Genomic DNA, 19,020 nt, shown 5'->3' with positions numbered 1-19,020 from the left:
CAATGCCCGAGCAGAGCCCGCTCGAACCGGCCGAGGGCGACCCCTTCGGCCCGCACAACCTGCCGTACGGAGTCTTCTCCACGGCCGACGAGCCCGACCGCCGCCGGCTCGGGGTCCGTATCGGCGCCCATGTGCTCGACGCGGGAGCGGCGGCGCTCGCCCTCGGCTCCCCGTACGCGGCACTGCTCGCCCGGCCGAGCCTCAACCCCCTGATGGCGGCGGGCCGCACCACCTGGCGCGATGTACGGCGGGCCCTGACCGCCTGGGTCACGGTCCCCGCGCACCGACCCGACATAGAGCCCCTCCTCCATCCGCTCGACTCGGTCACCCTGCATCTGCCGTACGAGGTCGCCGACTACGTCGACTTCTACGCCAGCGAGCACCACGCCCTCAACGCCGGCCGGATCTTCCGCCCGGACAGCCCCGGGCTCCCCCCGAACTGGAAGCACCTGCCCATCGGTTACCACGGCCGGGCCGGCACGATCGTCGTATCGGGTACGGAGGTGACGCGCCCGTCGGGACAGCGCAGGACACCTTCCGATCCGGCGCCCGTCTTCGGGCCCTCCGGCAAGCTGGACATCGAGGCGGAGGTCGGCTTCGTCGTCGGTACGCCGTCCCGCCAGGGCGATCCGGTGGAGCTGGCCTCCTTCCGCGACCATGTGTTCGGGCTCTCGCTGCTCAACGACTGGTCGGCGCGCGACATCCAGGCATGGGAGTACGTCCCGCTCGGGCCGTTCCTGGGCAAGTCCTTCGCCACCTCCGTCTCCGCCTGGGTGACCCCGCTGGAGGCCCTGGACGCGGCCCGGGTGACGCCCCCGCCCCGTACCGAAACACCGCTCCCCTATCTGGACGACGCGGCCGAGGAGGAACCCGGCGGCTTCGATCTGCGGATCACGGTCGCCCTCAACGGCCAGGTGATCTCCGAGCCGCCGTTCTCCACGATGTACTGGACCGCCGCCCAGCAGCTGGCCCATCTGACGGTCAACGGCGCCTCGCTCCGTACCGGAGACGTCTTCGCCTCCGGTACGGTCAGCGGCCCCGCCCGCGAGCAGCGCGGCTGTCTGCTGGAGCTGACCTGGAACGGCGCCGAGCCCCTCGAACTCCCCGCCGGCAAGCGGACGTTCCTGGAGGACGGCGACGTGGTCACGATGACCGCCTGGGCCCCGGGCCCGGACGGCACCCGGGTCGGCCTCGGTGAGGTGACGGGCCGGGTCGTGCCCCGCTCCTGAGCCCCGGCCGCTCCGCCGGGCGACGACCCGGCGGAGCGGCCGCGTACTACCGGACGAAGCCCCCCGCCTGGCCCGCGAGGTCCAGGAAGTACTGCGGGGCCACGCCCAGCACCAGCGTGACCAGGACACCGACGCCGATCGCCGTCATCGTCAGCGGTGACGGCACCGCGACGGTCGGGCCGTCGGCCTTCGGCTCGCTGAAGAACATCAGCACGATGACGCGGATGTAGAAGAACGCGGCGATGGCCGAGGCGATCACACCGACCACCACCAGCGCCCCCGCGCCGCTCTCCGCCGCCGCCTTGAAGACCGCGAACTTCCCCGAGAAACCCGAGGTCAGCGGGATACCGGCGAAGGCGAGCAGATAGACCGCGAAGACCGCGGCCACCAGCGGCGAACGCCGCCCGAGCCCGGCCCACTTGGACAGGTGCGTGGCCTCGCCGCCCGCGTCGCGCACCAGCGTGACCACGGCGAAGGCGCCGATCGTGACGAACGAGTAGGCCGCCAGATAGAAGAGGACGGACGAGATGCCGTCGCCCGTCCCCGCGATCACCCCGGCCAGGATGAACCCCGCGTGCGCGATCGAGGAGTACGCCAGGAGCCGCTTGATGTCGGTCTGGGTGATGGCGACGATCGCACCGCCCAGCATGGTGAGGATGACGATGCCCCACATCACCGGCCGCCAGTCCCAGCGCAGACCGGGCAGCACCACGTACAGCAGCCGCAGCAGCGCGCCGAAGGCGGCCACCTTGGTCGCGGCGGCCATGAAGCCGGTGACCGGGGTGGGCGCGCCCTGGTAGACGTCCGGGGTCCACATGTGGAAGGGCACCGCTCCGACCTTGAAGAGCAGCCCCATCAGGACCAGCGCGCCGCCGATGAGCAGCAGCGCGTCATTGCCCATGGTGTCGGCGAGCGCCGGGGTGATGTTCTGGGCGGTGCCCTCGACGACCGTCGCGATGCGCGCGTACGACACGGAGCCCGCGTATCCGTACAGCAGCGCGATCCCGAAGAGCAGGAACGCGGAGGAGAAGGAGCCCAGCAGGAAGTACTTGACCGCGGCCTCCTGCGACATCAGCCGCTTGCGGCGGGCGAGGGCGCACAGGAGGTAGAGCGGGAGGGAGAAGACCTCCAGCGCGATGAAGAGCGTCAGCAGATCGTTGGCCGCGGGGAAGACCAGCATGCCCGCCACCGCGAACAGGGCCAGCGGGAACACCTCGGTGGTGGTGAACCCGGCCTTGACCGCGGCCTTCTCCCCGTCGCTGCCCGGTACGGACGCGGCCTGGGCGGCGAAGGAGTCGACGCGCCTGCCATGGGCCGCCGGGTCGAGCCGGCGCTCCGCGAAGGTGAACACGGCGACGGCCGAGGCCAGCAGGATCGTGCCCTGGAGGAAGAGCGCGGGGCCGTCGACGGCGATGGCGCCCATGGCCGCGATGTGCTTCTTGGTGGTGCCGTAACCACCCGCCGCCAGGGCGACCACCGCCGAGAAGGAGGCGGCCAGGGCGACGACGGCGAGGAACAGCTGTGCGTGGTACCGCGCTCTGCGCGGGACGAACGCCTCGATCAGAATGCCGAGCACCGCGGCGCCCAGCACAATCAGCACAGGCGACAGCTGCGCGTACTCGATCTTCGGGGCCGGGATCTTGGCGATCCCGTCGGCCGCCGAAGTTGTCCACAGACTGTGGACGACAGTGGCACTCATGGAGCGGCCTCCACCTCGGGCTGGGGATCGGTCTGCTGGACGTCGGACATCGTGTGCTTCACCGCGGGGTTGACGATCTCGGTCAGCGGCTTCGGATAGACGCCCAGGAAGAGGAGCAGCGCGATCAGCGGAGTGATGACCACCAGCTCCCGGATCCGCAGATCCGGCATGGCCTTGACCTCGGCCTTCACCGGCCCTGTCATGGTGCGCTGGTAGAGGACCAGGACATAGAGCGCGGCGAGCACGATGCCGAGGGTGGCGATGATCCCGACCACCGGATAACGGCTGAACGTCCCGACCAGGACCAGGAACTCACTGACGAACGGCGAGAGCCCCGGCAGCGAGAGCGTGGCGAGCCCGCCGATCAGGAAGGTGCCCGCGAGGACCGGCGCGACCTTCTGCACCCCGCCGTAGTCCGCGATGAGCCGCGAGCCGCGCCGCGAGATCAGGAAGCCCGCCACCAGCATCAGCGCGGCGGTCGAGATGCCGTGGTTGACCATGTAGAGCGTGGCGCCCGACTGGCCCTGGCTGGTCATCGCGAAGATGCCCATGATGATGAAGCCGAAGTGCGAGATCGAGGCGTACGCGATCAGCCGCTTGATGTCGCGCTGGCCGACCGCGAGCAGCGCCCCGTACACGATGCTGACCAGCGCCAGCGCCAGGACCACCGGGGTGGCCCACTTCGACGCCTCGGGGAAGAGCCCGAGACAGAAGCGGAGCATCGCGAACGTGCCGACCTTGTCGACGACCGCGGTGATCAGTACGGCGACGGGCGCGGTGGCCTCGCCCATGGCGTTGGGCAGCCAGGTGTGCAGCGGCCACAGCGGCGCCTTCACGGCGAACGCGAAAAAGAAGCCGAGGAAGAGCCAGCGCTCGGTGTTGGTCGCCATCGACAGCGAGCCGTTGGCCCGCGCCTCGGCGATCTCGGCGAGCGAGAAGCTCCCCGCGACCACGTAGAGCCCGATGACGGCGGCCAGCATGATCAGCCCGCCGACCAGGTTGTAGAGGAGGAACTTGACGGCCGCGTACGAGCGTTGGGTGGCCGCCGCCTCGTCGCCGCCCCCCGCCTCGGTAGCGGAGAATTGGGCAGGTGCCGCGCGGTCGCCGAAGCCGCCGATGAGGAAGTACATCGGGATGAGCATGGCTTCGAAGAGGATGTAGAAGAGGAAGACGTCGGTGGCCTCGAAGGAGAGGATCACCATCGCCTCGACCATCAGGATCAGCGCGAAGAACCCCTGGGTCGGCCGCCAGCGCCGGTTCGGCCGCGCGGCTTCGAGCGGGTCCGCGTCGTGCCAGCCGGCCAGGATGACGAACGGGACCAGCAGGGCGGTCAACCCGAGGAGGGCCACCCCGATGCCGTCCACGCCCAGTTCGTACCGCACCCCGAAGTCGGCGATCCAGGCGTGCGATTCGGTGAGCTGGTAGCGGTCGCCGCCGGGGTCGAAGCGGACCAGTACGACGGCGGCCAGCGCGAGGGTGGCGAGTGAGAAGAACAGCGCCAGCCACTTGGCGGCGGTGCGCCCGGCCGCCGGGACGGCGGCCGTGGCGATCGCGCCGAGCGCGGGGAGCGCCGCCGTGGCCGTCAGAAGAGGGAACGACATTTCCGGTTACACCGCCCTCATCAGCAGGGTCGCGGCGATGAGCACTGCCGTACCTCCGAACATCGAGACCGCATAGGTGCGGGCGTAGCCGTTCTGCAGCTTGCGCAGCCGGCCGGAGAGCCCGCCGAACGACGCCGCGGTGCCGTTGACCACCCCGTCGACCAGGGTGTGGTCGACATAGACGAGGGAGCGGGTCAGATGCTCACCACCGCGGACCAGGACCACATGGTTGAAGTCGTCCTGGAGGAGATCGCGGCGGGCGGCGCGGGTGACCAGCGAGCCGCGCGGGGCGGTCACCGGGATGTCCCCGCGGCCGTACATCAGCCAGGCGACGGCGACACCGATGACCAAAACGACCATGGTGGCGCCGGTGACCGCACCGGCGCCGATGGGCGCGTGCCCGTGGTCGTGTCCGGTGACCGGCTCCAGCCAGTGCAGGAAGCGGTCACCGATGGAGAAGAAGCCGCCCGCGAAGACCGAGCCGACCGCCAGGACGATCATGGGGATGGTCATGGACTTCGGGGACTCGTGCGGATGCGGCGCGTTCCCCTGAGCGTCCGGCTGCCAGCGCTTCTCACCGAAGAACGTCATCAGCATCACGCGGGTCATGTAGAACGCGGTGATCGCGGCACCCAGCAGGGTGACGGCGCCGAGGATCCAGCCCTCCGTACCGCCCTTGGCGAAGGCCGCCTCGATGATCTTGTCCTTGGAGAAGAAGCCGGACAGACCGGGGAAGCCGATGATCGCCAGATAGCCGAGCCCGAAGGTGACGAAGGTGACCGGCATGTACGTTCGCAGGCCACCGTACTTGCGCATGTCGACCTCGTCGTTCATACCGTGCATGACCGAACCGGCGCCCAGGAAGAGCCCGGCCTTGAAGAAGCCGTGGGTCACCAGGTGCATGATCGCGAAGACGTAGCCGATCGGGCCGAGCCCCGCCGCCAGGATCATGTAGCCGATCTGCGACATCGTCGAACCCGCGAGGGCCTTCTTGATGTCGTCCTTCGCGCAACCGACGATCGCACCGAACAGGAGCGTCACCGCGCCGACCACCACGACCGCCAGCTGGGCGTCGGGGGCGGCGTTGAAGATCGCGCCGGACCGGGTGATCAGATAGACGCCCGCGGTGACCATCGTCGCCGCGTGGATCAGGGCCGAGACCGGGGTCGGGCCCTCCATCGCGTCCCCCAGCCAGGACTGGAGCGGCACCTGGGCGGACTTGCCGCAGGCGGCCAGCAGGAGCATCAGCCCGATCGCCGTCAGTCGGCCCTCGGACGCGTCCCCCGTCGCCGCCAGCACCGGTCCGAAGGCGAAGGTCCCGAAGGTGGTGAACATCAGCATGATGGCGATCGAGAGGCCCATGTCGCCCACCCGGTTGACCAGGAATGCCTTCTTGGCGGCGGTGGCCGCGCTGGGTTTGTGCTGCCAGAACCCGATGAGCAGGTACGAGGCGAGACCGACGCCCTCCCAGCCCATGTACAGCAGCAGGTAGTTGTCGGCGAGGACCAGCAGCAGCATCGCCGCCAGGAACAGGTTCAGATAGCCGAAGAAGCGGCGGCGCCGCTCGTCGTGCTCCATGTACCCGATCGAGTAGATGTGGATGAGCGTGCCCACGCCGGTGATCAGCAGGACGAAGGTCATCGACAGCTGGTCGAGCTGGAAGGCGATGTCCGCCCGGAACCCCTCGACGGGGATCCAGCTGAACAGGTGCTGGTGCAGCGAGCGTTCCTCGCCGCTCCTGCCGAGCATGTCGGCGAAGAGCACCACACCGGTCCCGAAGGACGCGGCGGCCAGCAGTGTGCCGAGCCAGTGGCCCACGCGGTCGAGCGCACGGCCGCCGCACAGCAGGACCGCCGCTCCGATCAGAGGCGCCGCGACAAGCAGCGCGATCAAGTTCTCCACGATTCAGCGACCCCTCAGAGCTTCATCAGGCTGGCGTCGTCGACCGAGGCCGAGTGGCGGGAACGGAACAGCGACACGATGATCGCGAGTCCGACGACGACCTCCGCGGCGGCGACGACCATCGTGAAGAAGGCGAAGATCTGGCCGTCGAGATTGCCGTGCATCCGGGAGAAGGCGACGAACGCGAGATTGCAGGCGTTGAGCATCAGCTCAATGCACATGAACACCACGATCGCGTTGCGCCTGATCAGCACGCCCGCCGCACCGATGGTGAACAGCAGCGACGCGAGATAGAGGTAGTGGACCGGGTTCATCGCGTGACCTCCTCCTCGTCACGGCCGAGCCGGTCCGCCGACCGCTGCTCCAGCGCCTTGAGGTCCGCGATGGCCTCGGTGGACACATCGCGGATCTGACCGCGGTCCTTCAGCGTCTTCATGACCGTCAGCTCGGACACGGTGCCGTCCGGCAGCAGACCGGGGATGTCCACCGCGTTGTGCCGGGCGTAGACACCGGGGGCCGGCAGCGGCGGCAGATGCCCGCCCTCGCGGACCCGCTCCTCGGCCATCTCCCGCTGGGTCATGGCCCGTTCGGTGCGCTCGCGGTGGGTGAGCAGCATCGCCCCGACGGCCGCGGTGATCAGCAGCGCGCCGGTGATCTCGAAGGCGAAGACGTACTTGGTGAAGATCAGGGCGGCCAGTCCCTCGACATTGCCGCCCGCGTTGGCCTGGGTGAGCCCCGTGAAGGAGTCCAGCGCGGCGTTGCCGATGCCCGCGATCAGCAGGGTGCCGAAGCCGAGTCCGCAGAGGGCGGCCCACCAGCGCTGGCCCTTGAGGGTCTCCTTGAGGGAGTCGGCCGCGGTGACACCGACCAGCATCACGACGAAGAGGAACAGCATCATGATCGCGCCGGTGTAGACGACGATCTGGACGACGCCCAGGAAGTACGCCCCGTTGGCCAGGTAGAAGACCGCCAGGATGATCATCGTCGCGGCCAGACACAGCGCGCTGTGCACGGCCTTGCGCATCAGGATCGTACAGAGCGCGCCGACCACGGCGACGGTGCCGAGGATCCAGAACTGGACGGCCTCGCCCGTGGAGGTGGTGGAGGCGGCTGCGAGCGCGTTCATGCGCCGGCCTCCTCGTCGTGCGGCTTCTCGCCCTTGCTCACCGCGAGCTGCGGAACGGTCCCGGGCGCGGCCTCGGTGACCAGCCCCCGGTAGTAGTCCTGCTCGTCCGTGCCGGGGAAGATCGAGTGCGGCGACTCGACCATGCCCTCGGTGAGTCCCGCGAGGAGCTGCTCCTTCGTATAAATGAGGCTCTCGCGGGAGCTGTCGGCCAGCTCGAACTCGTTGGTCATGGTGAGCGCCCGGGTGGGGCACGCCTCGACGCACAGTCCGCAGAGAATGCAGCGCGCGTAGTTGATCTGGTAGACGCGGCCGTAGCGCTCTCCCGGGGAGTACCGCTCCTCCTCGGTGTTGTCCGCGCCCTCCACGTAGATCGCGTCCGCCGGGCACGCCCAGGCGCACAGCTCGCAGCCGATGCACTTCTCCAGGCCGTCCGGATGCCGGTTCAGCTGGTGGCGGCCGTGGAAGCGCGGCGCCGTCACCTTCTTCTGTTCCGGATACTGCTCGGTCAGCCGCTTCTTGAACATGGCCTTGAAGGTCAGCCCGAAGCCGGCCACCGGATTCCGGGGGGGGCGCGGAACGTCCCCCCCGTGCGGGGAGACTTCTCCCTCACGCGAAGTGTCAGACACTGTCGGCCTCCTTTCCGCCACTCTCGGTTCCGTCACTCACAGTATTGACCCCGCCACTGACAATCAGCTCCCGCTCCCGTCGCGGACGCCTGCGCGGGACCGGTGGCAGCGTCTGTCCCGGCAACGGCGGTACGGGGAATCCGCCCGCCATCGGGTCGAAGGCCGGCGGTTCCGGCGCGTTCAGCCGGGCCTCCCGTTCCTGTCTGTCGCGGAAGACGTCGACGACGAACGAGATCAGCAACAGGGTGATGACCGCCCCGGCGACGTACAGCAGGATCGACTGGAAGCCGTAGTTCTCGTTGCGCAGCGCCCGTACGGTCGCGACGAGCATCAGCCAGACCACCGAGACCGGGATCAGGACCTTCCAGCCGAGCTTCATCAGCTGGTCGTAGCGCACGCGCGGCAGCGTGCCGCGCAGCCAGATGAAGAAGAAGAGCAGCAGCTGGACCTTGAGGACGAACCAGAGCATCGGCCACCAGCCGTGGTTCGCGCCCTCCCAGAAGGTGGAGATCGGCCACGGAGCGCGCCAGCCGCCCAGGAAGAGCGTGATCGCGACGGCCGAGACGGTGACCATGTTGACGTACTCGGCGAGCATGAACATCGCGAACTTGATCGATGAGTACTCGGTGTTGAAACCGCCGACGAGGTCGCCCTCGGACTCCGGCATGTCGAACGGGTTGCGGTTGGTCTCGCCGACCATCGTGATGATGTAGATGACGAAGGAGACCGGCAGCAGCAGGACGTACCAGCGGTCGGCCTGTGCCTCGACGATCGCCGAGGTCGACATCGAACCGGAGTAGAGGAAGACCGAGGCGAACGCGGCGCCCATGGCGATCTCGTACGAGATCATCTGCGCGCACGAGCGCAACCCGCCGAGCAGTGGATACGTCGACCCCGAGGACCAGCCCGCGAGGACGATGCCGTAGATGCCGATCGAGGCGACCGCGAGGATGTAGAGCATCGCGATCGGCAGGTCGGTGAGTTGCATCGTGGTGCGCTGGCCGAAGATCGAGACCTCGTTGCCGGCCGGGCCGAACGGGATCACGGCGATCGCCATGAACGCCGGGACCGCGGCGACGACCGGCGCGAGAACGTAGACGACCTTGTCCGCGCGCTTGACGACCAGGTCCTCCTTCAGCATCAGCTTGATGCCGTCGGCGAGCGACTGGAGCATGCCCCAGGGGCCGTGCCGGTTGGGGCCGATGCGCAGTTGCATCCAGGCGACGACCTTGCGCTCCCACACGATGGCGAAGAGCACGGTCACCATCAGGAACGCGAAGCAGAACACCGCCTTGACGACCACGAGCCACCAGGGATCGCGGCCGAACATGGACAGGTCCTCGGCGGCCAGGACGCTGCCCGGCGCCGCCGCGAGTCGGTCGAGGGCGGTCATGCGCGCACCTCCGGTGCCGTGTTGACGGAGTCGGCCGGCCCCGCCGGGGCGATACGGACCAGCGTGCCCGGGCGGGAACCGGTGTCCGCGAGGACACCGCCGCCCGTCGAGTTCAGCGGCAGCCAGACCACCCGGTCGGGCATGGCCGTCACCCGCAGCGGAAGGGTGACCGTGCCCGCCGGGCCGGTGACGGCCAGCACGTCGCCGTCCTTGACCCCGGTCTCGGCGGCCGTCGCGACGGAGAGCCGGGCGACCGCGGCGTGGCGCGTACCCGCCAGGGCGTCATCGCCGTCCTGGAGAAGTCCCTGGTCGAGCAGGAGCCGGTGACCCGCGAGGACCGCCTCGCCGTCGGCGGGCCGGGGCACCGGCAGCGACGGCTCCAGCGGCCCGGTCGGGCGCGGCCCGTCCCAGCCGCCGAGCCGGTCCAGCTCGGCCCGCGCGGCCCGCAGATCCGGCAGCCCGAGCCGGCCTTGTCCTTCGGTTCCTCCGTCGTGGGCGAGCGCGTCGGCCAGCATGTGCAGGACCCGCGCGTCGCTCGGCGCGAGGCGCCGGGTCATCTGCTCGGGCTTCAGCGCGGCCTCGAACAGCCGAGCCCTGCCCTCCCAGTTGAGGAAGGTGCCGGATTTCTCCGCGACCGCCGCGACCGGGAGGACCACGTCCGCCCGGTCGGTGACCTCGCTGGGCCGCAGCTCCAGCGAGACCAGGAAGCCGACCGCGTCCAGCGCGGCCCGCGCCGCCGCCGGGTCCGGCAGGTCCGCGAGCTCGACGCCCGCGACCAGCAGGGCGGCCAGCTCACCGGTGGTGGCGGCCTCGACGATCTGGCCGGTGTCGCGTCCGTACCGGTGCGGCAGTTCGCGTACGCCCCAGATCGCCGCGGTCTCCTCGCGGGCCCGCGGGTCGGTGGCGGGCCGGCCGCCGGGCAGCAGCGACGGGAGGGCGCCCGCCTCGATCGCGCCGCGTTCGCCGGCCCGGCGCGGGATCCACACCAGCCGCGCGCCGGTCGCCGTGGCGGTCCTGGTGGCGGCGGTGAGGCCGCCGGGGACGGCCGCGAGCCGCTCGCCGACGACGATCACGGCCCCCGGCGCGCGCAGCGCCTCCGCGGCCCGCGCGCCGTCCTCGTCCAGTCCGGCGCCGGAGGCGAGGGCGTCCAGCCAGTCGGTCTCGGTGCCCGGCGCGGCCGGCAGCAGGGTGCCGCCCGCCTTCTCCAGCCCCCGGGTGGCGTACGCGGCGAGCGCGAAGGTGCGCTGGCCGTGTGTGCGGTGCGCCTTGCGCAGCCGCAGGAAGACGCCGGGCGCCTCCTCCTCGGACTCGAAGCCCACGAGCAGGACCGTGGGCGCCTTTCCGAGGGTGGTGTACGTGACCCCCGTACCGTCCAGGTCACGGCCGTGTCCCGCGACCCGCGCGGCCAGGAAGTCGGCCTCCTCGCCGCTGTGGACGCGGGCGCGGAAGTCGATGTCGTTCGTGTCGAGGGCGACGCGGGCGAACTTGGCGTACGCGTAGGCGTCCTCGACGGTCAGCCGACCGCCCGTCAGGACGCCCGTACGGCCGCGCGCGCCGCTCAGTCCCCGGGCCGCGGCGGCCAGCGCCTCGGGCCAGCTCGCCGGTTCGAGGACGCCGTCCGCGTTCCGTACGAGAGGGGTCGTCAGACGGTCCGGCTTCTGCGCGTACCGGAAACCGAACCTCCCCTTGTCGCAGATCCACTCCTCGTTGACCTCGGGGTCGTCGGCCGCCATCCGCCGCAGGACCTTGCCGCGCCGGTGGTCCGTACGGGTCGCGCAGCCGCCCGCGCAGTGCTCGCAGACGCTGGGCGAGGAGACCAGGTCGAAGGGGCGCGCACGGAAGCGGTACGCCGCAGAGGTGAGCGCGCCGACCGGGCAGATCTGGATGGTGTTCCCGGAGAAGTACGACGCGAAGGGGTCGCCCTGGCCGGTGCCGACCTGCTGGAGCGCGCCGCGCTCGATCAGCTCGATCATCGGGTCGCCCGCGACCTGGTTGGAGAAGCGGGTGCAGCGCGCGCACAGGACGCAGCGCTCCCGGTCGAGGAGCACCTGTGTGGAGATCGCGACGGGCTTCTCGAACGTCCGCTTGCGGCCCTCGAAGCGGGTGTCGGGGGCGCCGACCTGCATCGCCTGGTTCTGGAGCGGGCACTCGCCGCCCTTGTCGCAGACCGGGCAGTCCAGCGGGTGGTTGATGAGCAGCAGCTCCATCACCCCGCGCTGTGCCTTCTCGGCGACCTGCGACGTCAACTGCGACTTGACGACCATGCCGTCGGTGCAGGTGATGGTGCAGGAGGCCATCGGCTTGCGCTGGCCCTCGACCTCGACGATGCACTGCCGGCAGGCGCCGGCCGGGTCGAGGAGCGGATGGTCGCAGAAGCGCGGGATCTCGATGCCGAGCAGTTCGGCGGCCCGGATCACCAGGGTCCCCTTGGGGACGGAGATCTCGATACCGTCGATCGTCAGCGATACGAGATCCTCGGGCGGGACCGCCGCCCCGCCGCCGGAGGGGGCAGAAGTGGTGACTGTCACGCGTTCACCTCCAGGTGCGGGTTCTGGTCTGCCCACGCGGTGGACTTCGCGGGGTCGAAGGGGCAGCCCTTGCCGGTGATGTGCTGCTCGTACTCCGCGCGGAAGTACATGAGCGAGGAGAAGATCGGCGAGGCGGCTCCGTCGCCGAGCGCGCAGAACGACTTGCCGTTGATGCTGTCGGCGATGTCGTTGAGCTTGTCGAGGTCGGCGAGCTGCCCCTTGCCCGCCTCGATGTCACGGAGCAACTGGACGAGCCAGTAGGTGCCTTCGCGGCACGGGGTGCACTTGCCGCAGGACTCGTGCGCGTAGAACTCGGTCCAGCGGGTGACGGCCCGGACGACGCAGGTGGTCTCGTCGAAGCACTGGAGCGCCTTGGTGCCGAGCATGGATCCGGCGGCGCCGACGCCCTCGTAGTCGAGCGGTACGTCGAGGTGTTCCTCGGTGAACATCGGGGTCGAGGAGCCGCCCGGGGTCCAGAACTTGAGCCGGTGCCCGGCCCGCATGCCGCCGCTCATGTCGAGGAGCTGGCGCAGGGTGATGCCGAGCGGGGCCTCGTACTGGCCGGGGCTGGTGACATGGCCGCTGAGCGAGTAGAGCGTGAAGCCGGGTGACTTCTCGCTGCCCATCGACTTGAACCAGTCCTTGCCTCTGTTGAGGATCGCGGGAACCGACGCGATGGACTCGACGTTGTTCACCACGGTGGGGCAGGCGTAGAGGCCCGCCACCGCCGGGAAGGGAGGACGCAGCCGGGGCTGCCCGCGACGGCCCTCCAGGGAGTCCAGCAGCGCGGTCTCCTCGCCGCAGATGTACGCGCCCGCGCCCGCGTGCACGACGACGTCGAGGTCGAGTCCGCTGCCGAGGATGTCGGTGCCGAGATAGCCCGCCGCGTACGCCTCGCGTACCGCTTCGTGCAGTCGGCGCAGTACGGGGACGACCTCGCCGCGCAGATAGATGAAGGCGTGCTGCGAGCGGATCGCGTAACAGGCGATCACGATGCCCTCGATGAGGGAGTGCGGGTTGGCGAAGAGAAGGGGGATGTCCTTGCAGGTGCCCGGTTCCGACTCGTCCGCGTTGACGACGAGATAGTGCGGCTTGCCGTCGCCCTGCGGGATGAACTGCCACTTCATCCCGGTGGGGAAGCCTGCCCCGCCCCTGCCGCGCAGCCCCGCGTCCTTGACGTACGCGATGAGGTCGTCGGGTGTCATGGCGAGGGCCTTGCGCAGCCCCTCGTACCCCTCGTGCCGCTCGTAGGTCGCCAGGGTCCAGGACTCCGGCTGGTCCCAGAAGGCGGAGAGGACGGGCGCGAGGTGCTTCTCCGGGCTGGTCCCGTTCTCGTCGAGCTGTGGAGCCATCGTCATCACTCCCCCTCCTCTTCATGACCGGTCCCGGCCTCGCGCGGGCGCACCACACGGGGTTCGGGGGGCTCGCCCTTGGCGAGCCGCAGACCGGCCAGCGACGCGGGCCCGGCACCGCCGGTGGCCTCGACGGCGCCGGGGCGCTCGTCGGGGAAGCCCGCCAGGATGCGGGCGGTCTCCTTGTACGTGCACAGCGGGGCGCCCCGGGTGGGCTCGACGGTGAGACCGTCGCGCAGGTCGTCGACGAGCCGCTTGGCGCTCTGCGGGGTCTGGTTGTCGAAGAACTCCCAGTTGACCATCACCACGGGTGCGAAGTCGCAGGCCGCGTTGCACTCGATGTGTTCGAGCGTGATCTTCCCGTCCTCGGTCGTCCCGTTGTTGCCGACGCCGAGGTGGTTCCGCAGCTCCTCGAAGATGGCGTCGCCGCCCATCACCGCGCAGAGCGTGTTGGTGCAGACGCCGACCTGGTAGTCGCCGCCGGGCCCGCGCCGGTACATGGAGTAGAAGGTCGCGACGGCGGTGACCTCGGCGGTGGTCAGGGCGAGCAGTTCGGCGCAGAACGCCATGCCCGTACGGGAGACGTGGCCCTCCTCCGACTGCACGAGATGCAGCAGGGGGAGCAGCGCGGACCGGCTGTCCGGATAGCGCGCGATGATCTCCTTCGCGTCGGCCTCCAGCCGGGCGCGCGCGTCGGCCGGGTAGGCCGGGGCGGGCAGCTGGGGCATGCCCAGGCTGACCTCGGAGTTGGGCGGTGTGGCGGTCACCGGTCGACGCCTCCCATCACGGGGTCGATGGACGCGACGGCGACGATGACGTCGGCGACCTGGCCGCCCTCGCACATCGCCGCCATGGACTGAAGGTTGGTGAAGGACGGGTCGCGGAAGTGGACCCGGTAGGGGCGGGTGCCGCCGTCCGAGACGACGTGCGCGCCGAGTTCGCCCTTGGGGGACTCCACGGCGGCGTACGCCTGTCCGGGCGGGACCCGGAAGCCCTCCGTCACCAGCTTGAAGTGGTGGATCAGGGCCTCCATCGAGGTGCCCATGATGTTCTTGATGTGGTCGAGCGAGTTGCCGAGTCCGTCCGGGCCGAGCGCGAGCTGCGCGGGCCAGGCGATCTTCTTGTCGGCGACCATCACGGGGCCGGGTTCCAGCCGGTCGAGGCACTGTTCGACGATCCGCAGCGACTGCCGCATCTCCTCCAGCCGGATGAGGAACCGGCCGTACGCGTCGCAGGTGTCGGCGGTCGGTACGTCGAACTCGAACGTCTCGTAGCCGCAGTACGGGTCGCTCCTGCGCAGGTCGTGCGGGAGTCCGGCGGAGCGCAGGACCGGGCCTGTCGCGCCCAGCGCCATGCAGCCGGTCAGGTCGAGATAGCCGACGTCCTGCATCCGGGCCTTGAAGATGGGGTTGCCGGTGGCGAGTTTGTCGTACTCCGGCAGGTTCTTCCGCAGGACCTTGAGCAGCTCGCGGAGCTGGTCGGTGGCGCCGGGGGGCAGATCCTGGGCGAGGCCGCCGGGGCGGATGAACGCGTGGTTCATCCGCAGTCCGGTGATCATCTCGTAGGCATCGAGGATCAGTTCACGATCCCGGAATCCGTAGATCATGATCGTGGTCGCGCCCAGTTCCATACCGCCGGTGGCGATACAGACGAGGTGCGAGGAGAGCCGGTTCAACTCCATCAGCAGGACACGGATGAGGGTGGCCCGGTCGGGGATGGTCTCCTCGATGCCGAGCAGCTTCTCCACGCCCAGGCAGTACGCCGTCTCGTTGAAGAACGACGTCAGATAGTCCATGCGCGTGACGAAGGTGGTGCCCTGCGTCCAGTTGCGGAATTCGAGGTTCTTCTCGATACCGGTGTGGAGATAGCCGATGCCGCAGCGGGCCTCGGTGACGGTCTCGCCGTCGATCTCCAGGATCAGCCGCAGCACCCCGTGCGTGGAGGGGTGCTGGGGACCCATGTTGACGACGATCCGCTCGTCGTCGGCCTGGGCGGCGGACTGGACGACCTCGTCCCAGTCGCCGCCGGTGACGGTGTACACGGTGCCCTCGGTCGTCTCGCGGGCCGAGGCCGACGCGGAGGCGGGAGCGTGGGGAGTGGACATCAGCTGTACGACCTCCGCTGGTCCGGAGCCGGGATCTGGGCGCCCTTGTACTCGACGGCGATACCGCCGAGCGGGTAGTCCTTGCGCTGCGGGAAGCCCTGCCAGTCGTCCGGCATCATGATCCGGGTCAGTGCCGGGTGCCCGTCGAAGATCAGGCCGAAGAAGTCGTAGGTCTCGCGCTCGTGCCAGTCGTTGGTCGGATAGATCCCGACCAGGGACGGCACATGCGGGTCGGCGTCCGGCGCGGAGACTTCGAGGCGGATCAGCCGGCCGTGGGTGAGCGAGCGCAGATGGTAGACGGCGTGCAGCTCACGGCCCTTGTCGCCGGGGAAGTGGACCCCCGACACACCCGTACACAGCTCGAAGCGGAGCGCGGGGTCGTCGCGCAGGGTGCGCGCGACCTGGAGGAGGTGCTCCCGGGCGATGTGGAAGGTGAGTTCGGCGCGGTCGACGACGGTCTTCTCGATGGCGTTCCCCGGGAGGAGGCCCTGTTCCTCCAGGGCGCCTTCGAGTTCGTCGGCGATCTCGTCGAAGACCCCGCCGGGGCCTCCGTACGGCCGGGGCGTCGCGCCCGGCAGGGTGACGGTCCGTACGAGACCGCCGTAGCCGGAGGTGTCGGCGCCGCTGTCGGCGCCGAACATGCCCTTCCGTACGCGGATGACGTCGCCGGTGTCGCCCCTCGGGGAGGGAACGTTCTTTCCGGGTTGCGGCTCGTCGCTCACCTGAGGAGCCCCTTCATCTCGATCATCGGGAGCGCCTTCAGGGCCGCTTCCTCCGCCTCGCGGGCCGCTTCCTCCGCGTTGACCCCGAGCTTGGAGCTCTGGATCTTCTGGTGGAGCTTGAGGATCGCGTCCATCAGCATCTCGGGGCGCGGTGGGCAGCCGGGCAGATAGATATCGACGGGGACGATGTGGTCCACGCCCTGCACGATCGCGTAATTGTTGAACATTCCGCCCGATGAGGCGCAAACCCCCATGGAGATAACCCACTTGGGGTTGGGCATCTGGTCATAGACCTGCCGCAGGACGGGCGCCATCTTCTGGCTCACCCGGCCGGCCACGATCATCAGGTCGGCCTGGCGCGGCGAACCGCGGAAGACCTCCATGCCGAACCGCGCCAGGTCGTACCGTCCGGCGCCGGTCGTCATCATCTCGATGGCGCAGCAGGCGAGTCCGAAGGTCGCGGGGAAGACGGAGGATTTCCGCACCCATCCCGAGGCCTGTTCGACGGTGGTCAGCAGAAAACCGCTCGGCAGCTTCTCTTCGAGTCCCATTGGTGGCCCCTCAGCCCCTTTAGTCCCATTCCAGACCGCCGCGCCGCCACACATACGCGTAGGCGACGAAGACGGTGAGCACGAAGAGCAGCATCTCCACGAGCCCGAAAATCCCCAGGGCGTCGAAGGTGACGGCCCAGGGGTAGAGGAAGACGACCTCGATATCGAAAATGATGAAGAGCATCGCCGTCAGGTAGTACTTGATGGGGAAACGGCCGCCTCCGGCCGGCGTCGGCGTGGGCTCGATGCCACACTCGTACGCTTCGATTTTCGCCCTGTTGTAGCGCTTTGGGCCGATAAGCGTGGCCATGACCACGGAGAAGATCGCAAACCCAGCCCCGAGGGCGCCGAGCACGAGGATGGGTGCGTAGGCGTTCACGCCCCTCAGCTCCTTCCAGTCGTCGTTGACCGTTGGACCGCACCGGGCGTTCGCGTGCCCGCCTCGTCACGAATCACTGAAGATCGCGTACATGTGAGGCAGTTCACAAGCCCGACTGCCCCGCATCCTATGCCGAGTGGTCTGTGATCTGCGACACGGGGTACGCCAACGCCTTTGTGATCTCCACCACCTGACGAAGGATCATGAAGTCGGATGAGCGGTCATCTTCATACGTGAAGCGGCCACGCGATCACCAGATGTGACATTCGAGCCCGTCGTGGCAGGTCAAAGGCGTATCGCACTATCAAGTGATGCACCGTACATACAAATTGGCGATGAGACGCCTTCGAGTGATAAAGCGACGGACTCACCCAAGAGGGGCGACCCGGGAACCGATGGGGACATGTGCGCGCATTCACGAGCGAGGGGCACAAGACCGGGCAAGCGGGTGCGAGATCGTTCGGGTGCCAGTGCGAGCGCGGACCGGCCGGACGGGCGCGAAGGGAGGCCGTGATCGAGCCGTGATCGTTTCGACCGTCGACCGGTGATCGGATAGTGACCTGCGTCACTTCGCGCAACCTTCCAGACAACCGGCCTTGGCCATGAATATGAAGGGATGGTAAGTGGCGGGCAATTCGGACTTTTACTCGAAAGTCAGTGATCACAACCCTGATCACTCGTGCCCGGTTTGTTCGTTATGGCGTCAATAAGGGTCGCCGTTAAGCGGATTCGATGATTCCGGACGTAACTGTGGCGCAGCACACGTTTCTTGACGCGAATCGGGTCGAGCCTGATAACCGTTGTACTCATGTCCCACACCGCTCAGATACCCAGCCACCGGAAGCCCCGCCGGAGCGCGCCGAAGGTCACCATCCTTCGCGCCGGAGTCGCGGGCGGCGTCCTCAGCACCATCGCCGTGGCCGCTGCCGCCGGACCGGCCAACGCCGAGCCGGTGACGCAGACCATTGAAATGCCCACGCTCACCTCCGGCCTCGCCGGTGACTTCGCCAAGTCCGCCGACGCGACCCAGCGCGTCGCCACCAACCTGGACCTCCAGGCCCAGGAGGACGCCGCGATCGCCAAGGCGGCGAAGGTCGCCAAGACGGCCAAGGCCGAGGCCGAGCGCACGGCGGAAGCCGAGAAGAAGAAGGCCCAGGCCGCCGAGCGGGCCGCCGCCGCCGAGCGGGCCACCCGCGACGCCGAGCGCACGGCGCTCGCCGCGGTCTCCACCAACTCCGCGTCGAACTCGAACTCGACGGCGGACTCGGGAGCCGGCTCGAACGCCTCGACCGGTTCGTCCTCGGCCTCGACGGTCACCTCGCGGGCCACCGGTTCCGCGGCCTCCGTCGTCGCCTTCGTGCAGTCGCACATCGGTGACGCGTACATCATGGGCTCCACCGGCCCCAACGCGTGGGACTGCTCCGGTCTCGTGCAGGCCGCGTACAGCCAGATCGGCATCGATCTGCCGCGGGTCTCGCAGGACCAGTCGACGGCCGGCACCCAGGTCTCGCTGAGCAACCTCCAGCCGGGCGACATCCTGTACTGGGGCGGTGCGGGCAGCGCGTACCACACGGCCATCTACATCGGCGACGGCCAGTTCGTCGGCGCGCAGAACCCCAGCAAGGGCGTCGTGCAGGCGTCCCTGGACTACGACCCGCCGAGCGGCGCCGTCCGCGTCCTCTGACGCACGGCACGGCTCCAGCAGTTCGACCGAGGCCCGCACCCCGCTCGGGGGGATGCGGGCCTCGGTCGTACCCGGGGTGCGGAGACACGCGGATGCGGAGGAGTGGGGTCCGAATGGCGAGTAC

16 protein-coding genes are annotated in these 19,020 nt (G+C 69.2%); 2 read left to right on the top strand and 14 right to left on the bottom strand.

The window, feature by feature from the left end; translation table 11 throughout:
- Positions 1 to 2 precede the first annotated feature (2 nt).
- A complete protein-coding gene (gene fahA, locus ACIP8W_RS07840) occupies positions 3 to 1,229 on the top strand; it encodes a fumarylacetoacetase (RefSeq protein ID WP_401951775.1) in 1,227 nt (408 codons plus the stop codon).
- A 46-nt stretch (positions 1,230 to 1,275) separates the two neighbouring features.
- Here the strand turns inward: fahA and nuoN are convergent, their stop codons facing one another.
- The 14 genes from nuoN to ACIP8W_RS07770 all read right to left on the bottom strand — a co-directional run bounded on the left by nuoN (position 1,276) and on the right by ACIP8W_RS07770 (position 17,212).
- Complete coding sequence (gene nuoN, locus ACIP8W_RS07835) at positions 1,276 to 2,928, bottom strand: NADH-quinone oxidoreductase subunit NuoN (protein WP_401951778.1); 1,653 nt, start codon at positions 2,926 to 2,928, stop codon at positions 1,276 to 1,278.
- The gene (locus tag ACIP8W_RS07830) at positions 2,925 to 4,529 is read right to left on the bottom strand and encodes an NADH-quinone oxidoreductase subunit M (protein WP_401951781.1); all 1,605 of its coding nucleotides are present in this window, start codon (positions 4,527 to 4,529) and stop codon (positions 2,925 to 2,927) included. The genes nuoN and ACIP8W_RS07830 overlap by 4 nt, the downstream gene beginning before the upstream one ends.
- Positions 4,530 to 4,535: 6 nt before the next feature.
- A complete protein-coding gene (nuoL, locus tag ACIP8W_RS07825) occupies positions 4,536 to 6,431 on the bottom strand; it encodes an NADH-quinone oxidoreductase subunit L (RefSeq protein WP_401951784.1) in 1,896 nt (631 codons plus the stop codon).
- Between the two features lie 14 nt (positions 6,432 to 6,445).
- Complete coding sequence (nuoK, locus tag ACIP8W_RS07820) at positions 6,446 to 6,745, bottom strand: NADH-quinone oxidoreductase subunit NuoK (protein WP_401951786.1); 300 nt, start codon at positions 6,743 to 6,745, stop codon at positions 6,446 to 6,448.
- Positions 6,742 to 7,557, bottom strand: coding sequence for an NADH-quinone oxidoreductase subunit J (locus ACIP8W_RS07815; protein ID WP_401951789.1), 816 nt, complete (start codon positions 7,555 to 7,557; stop codon positions 6,742 to 6,744). Before ACIP8W_RS07815 ends, nuoK begins: the two co-directional genes overlap by 4 nt.
- Positions 7,554 to 8,111 carry an NADH-quinone oxidoreductase subunit NuoI gene (gene nuoI / locus ACIP8W_RS07810; RefSeq protein WP_401952143.1) on the bottom strand — a complete coding sequence of 186 codons (558 nt, stop codon included), beginning with the start codon at positions 8,109 to 8,111 and terminating at the stop codon, positions 7,554 to 7,556. The genes ACIP8W_RS07815 and nuoI overlap by 4 nt, the downstream gene beginning before the upstream one ends.
- 64 nt (positions 8,112 to 8,175) lie before the next feature.
- Positions 8,176 to 9,576: an NADH-quinone oxidoreductase subunit NuoH gene (nuoH, locus tag ACIP8W_RS07805; protein WP_402202340.1), complete on the bottom strand. Its 1,401-nt coding sequence runs from the start codon at positions 9,574 to 9,576 to the stop codon at positions 8,176 to 8,178.
- Complete coding sequence (locus ACIP8W_RS07800) at positions 9,573 to 12,104, bottom strand: NADH-quinone oxidoreductase subunit G (RefSeq protein WP_401951793.1); 2,532 nt, start codon at positions 12,102 to 12,104, stop codon at positions 9,573 to 9,575. Before ACIP8W_RS07800 ends, nuoH begins: the two co-directional genes overlap by 4 nt.
- Complete coding sequence (gene nuoF, locus ACIP8W_RS07795; RefSeq protein ID WP_401951796.1) at positions 12,101 to 13,462, bottom strand: NADH-quinone oxidoreductase subunit NuoF; 1,362 nt, start codon at positions 13,460 to 13,462, stop codon at positions 12,101 to 12,103. Before nuoF ends, ACIP8W_RS07800 begins: the two co-directional genes overlap by 4 nt.
- Positions 13,462 to 14,223, bottom strand: coding sequence for an NADH-quinone oxidoreductase subunit NuoE (gene nuoE / locus ACIP8W_RS07790; protein WP_401951798.1), 762 nt, complete (start codon positions 14,221 to 14,223; stop codon positions 13,462 to 13,464). Before nuoE ends, nuoF begins: the two co-directional genes overlap by 1 nt.
- Positions 14,220 to 15,560 carry an NADH-quinone oxidoreductase subunit D gene (locus ACIP8W_RS07785; protein ID WP_401951801.1) on the bottom strand — a complete coding sequence of 447 codons (1,341 nt, stop codon included), beginning with the start codon at positions 15,558 to 15,560 and terminating at the stop codon, positions 14,220 to 14,222. Before ACIP8W_RS07785 ends, nuoE begins: the two co-directional genes overlap by 4 nt.
- A complete protein-coding gene (locus tag ACIP8W_RS07780) occupies positions 15,560 to 16,282 on the bottom strand; it encodes an NADH-quinone oxidoreductase subunit C (RefSeq protein ID WP_401951804.1) in 723 nt (240 codons plus the stop codon). The genes ACIP8W_RS07785 and ACIP8W_RS07780 overlap by 1 nt, the downstream gene beginning before the upstream one ends.
- Positions 16,279 to 16,833: a NuoB/complex I 20 kDa subunit family protein gene (locus ACIP8W_RS07775; RefSeq protein ID WP_401951807.1), complete on the bottom strand. Its 555-nt coding sequence runs from the start codon at positions 16,831 to 16,833 to the stop codon at positions 16,279 to 16,281. Before ACIP8W_RS07775 ends, ACIP8W_RS07780 begins: the two co-directional genes overlap by 4 nt.
- 19 nt (positions 16,834 to 16,852) lie before the next feature.
- A complete protein-coding gene (locus tag ACIP8W_RS07770; RefSeq protein WP_401951810.1) occupies positions 16,853 to 17,212 on the bottom strand; it encodes an NADH-quinone oxidoreductase subunit A in 360 nt (119 codons plus the stop codon).
- Between the two features lie 808 nt (positions 17,213 to 18,020).
- On the opposite strand from ACIP8W_RS07770, the gene ACIP8W_RS07765 reads away from it, so the two are divergent.
- Positions 18,021 to 18,896: a C40 family peptidase gene (locus ACIP8W_RS07765; RefSeq protein WP_401951813.1), complete on the top strand. Its 876-nt coding sequence runs from the start codon at positions 18,021 to 18,023 to the stop codon at positions 18,894 to 18,896.
- The last annotated feature ends 124 nt before the right edge of the window (positions 18,897 to 19,020 follow it).

Origin of the sequence: Streptomyces sp. NPDC088554 (genome assembly GCF_044752945.1) — a bacterium.
Lineage (GTDB): Bacteria > Actinomycetota > Actinomycetes > Streptomycetales > Streptomycetaceae > Streptomyces.
This window is presented reverse-complemented; position numbering and strand designations above follow the sequence as displayed.

What these genes read in the sequence shown, in the direction of transcription:
- ACIP8W_RS07830 (WP_401951781.1), bottom strand. Translation starts at nt 4,529, where the DNA reads ATGTCGTTCCCTCTTCTGACGGCCACGGCGGCGCTCCCCGCGCTCGGC.
- ACIP8W_RS07815 (WP_401951789.1), bottom strand. Translation starts at nt 7,557, where the DNA reads ATGAACGCGCTCGCAGCCGCCTCCACCACCTCCACGGGCGAGGCCGTC.
- ACIP8W_RS07785 (WP_401951801.1), bottom strand. Translation starts at nt 15,560, where the DNA reads ATGTCCACTCCCCACGCTCCCGCCTCCGCGTCGGCCTCGGCCCGCGAG.
- nuoN (WP_401951778.1), bottom strand. Translation starts at nt 2,928, where the DNA reads ATGAGTGCCACTGTCGTCCACAGTCTGTGGACAACTTCGGCGGCCGAC.
- fahA (WP_401951775.1), top strand. Translation starts at nt 3, where the DNA reads ATGCCCGAGCAGAGCCCGCTCGAACCGGCCGAGGGCGACCCCTTCGGC.
- nuoH (WP_402202340.1), bottom strand. Translation starts at nt 9,576, where the DNA reads ATGACCGCCCTCGACCGACTCGCGGCGGCGCCGGGCAGCGTCCTGGCC.
- ACIP8W_RS07765 (WP_401951813.1), top strand. Translation starts at nt 18,021, where the DNA reads ATGTCCCACACCGCTCAGATACCCAGCCACCGGAAGCCCCGCCGGAGC.
- nuoK (WP_401951786.1), bottom strand. Translation starts at nt 6,745, where the DNA reads ATGAACCCGGTCCACTACCTCTATCTCGCGTCGCTGCTGTTCACCATC.
- ACIP8W_RS07775 (WP_401951807.1), bottom strand. Translation starts at nt 16,833, where the DNA reads ATGGGACTCGAAGAGAAGCTGCCGAGCGGTTTTCTGCTGACCACCGTC.
- nuoF (WP_401951796.1), bottom strand. Translation starts at nt 13,462, where the DNA reads ATGACGATGGCTCCACAGCTCGACGAGAACGGGACCAGCCCGGAGAAG.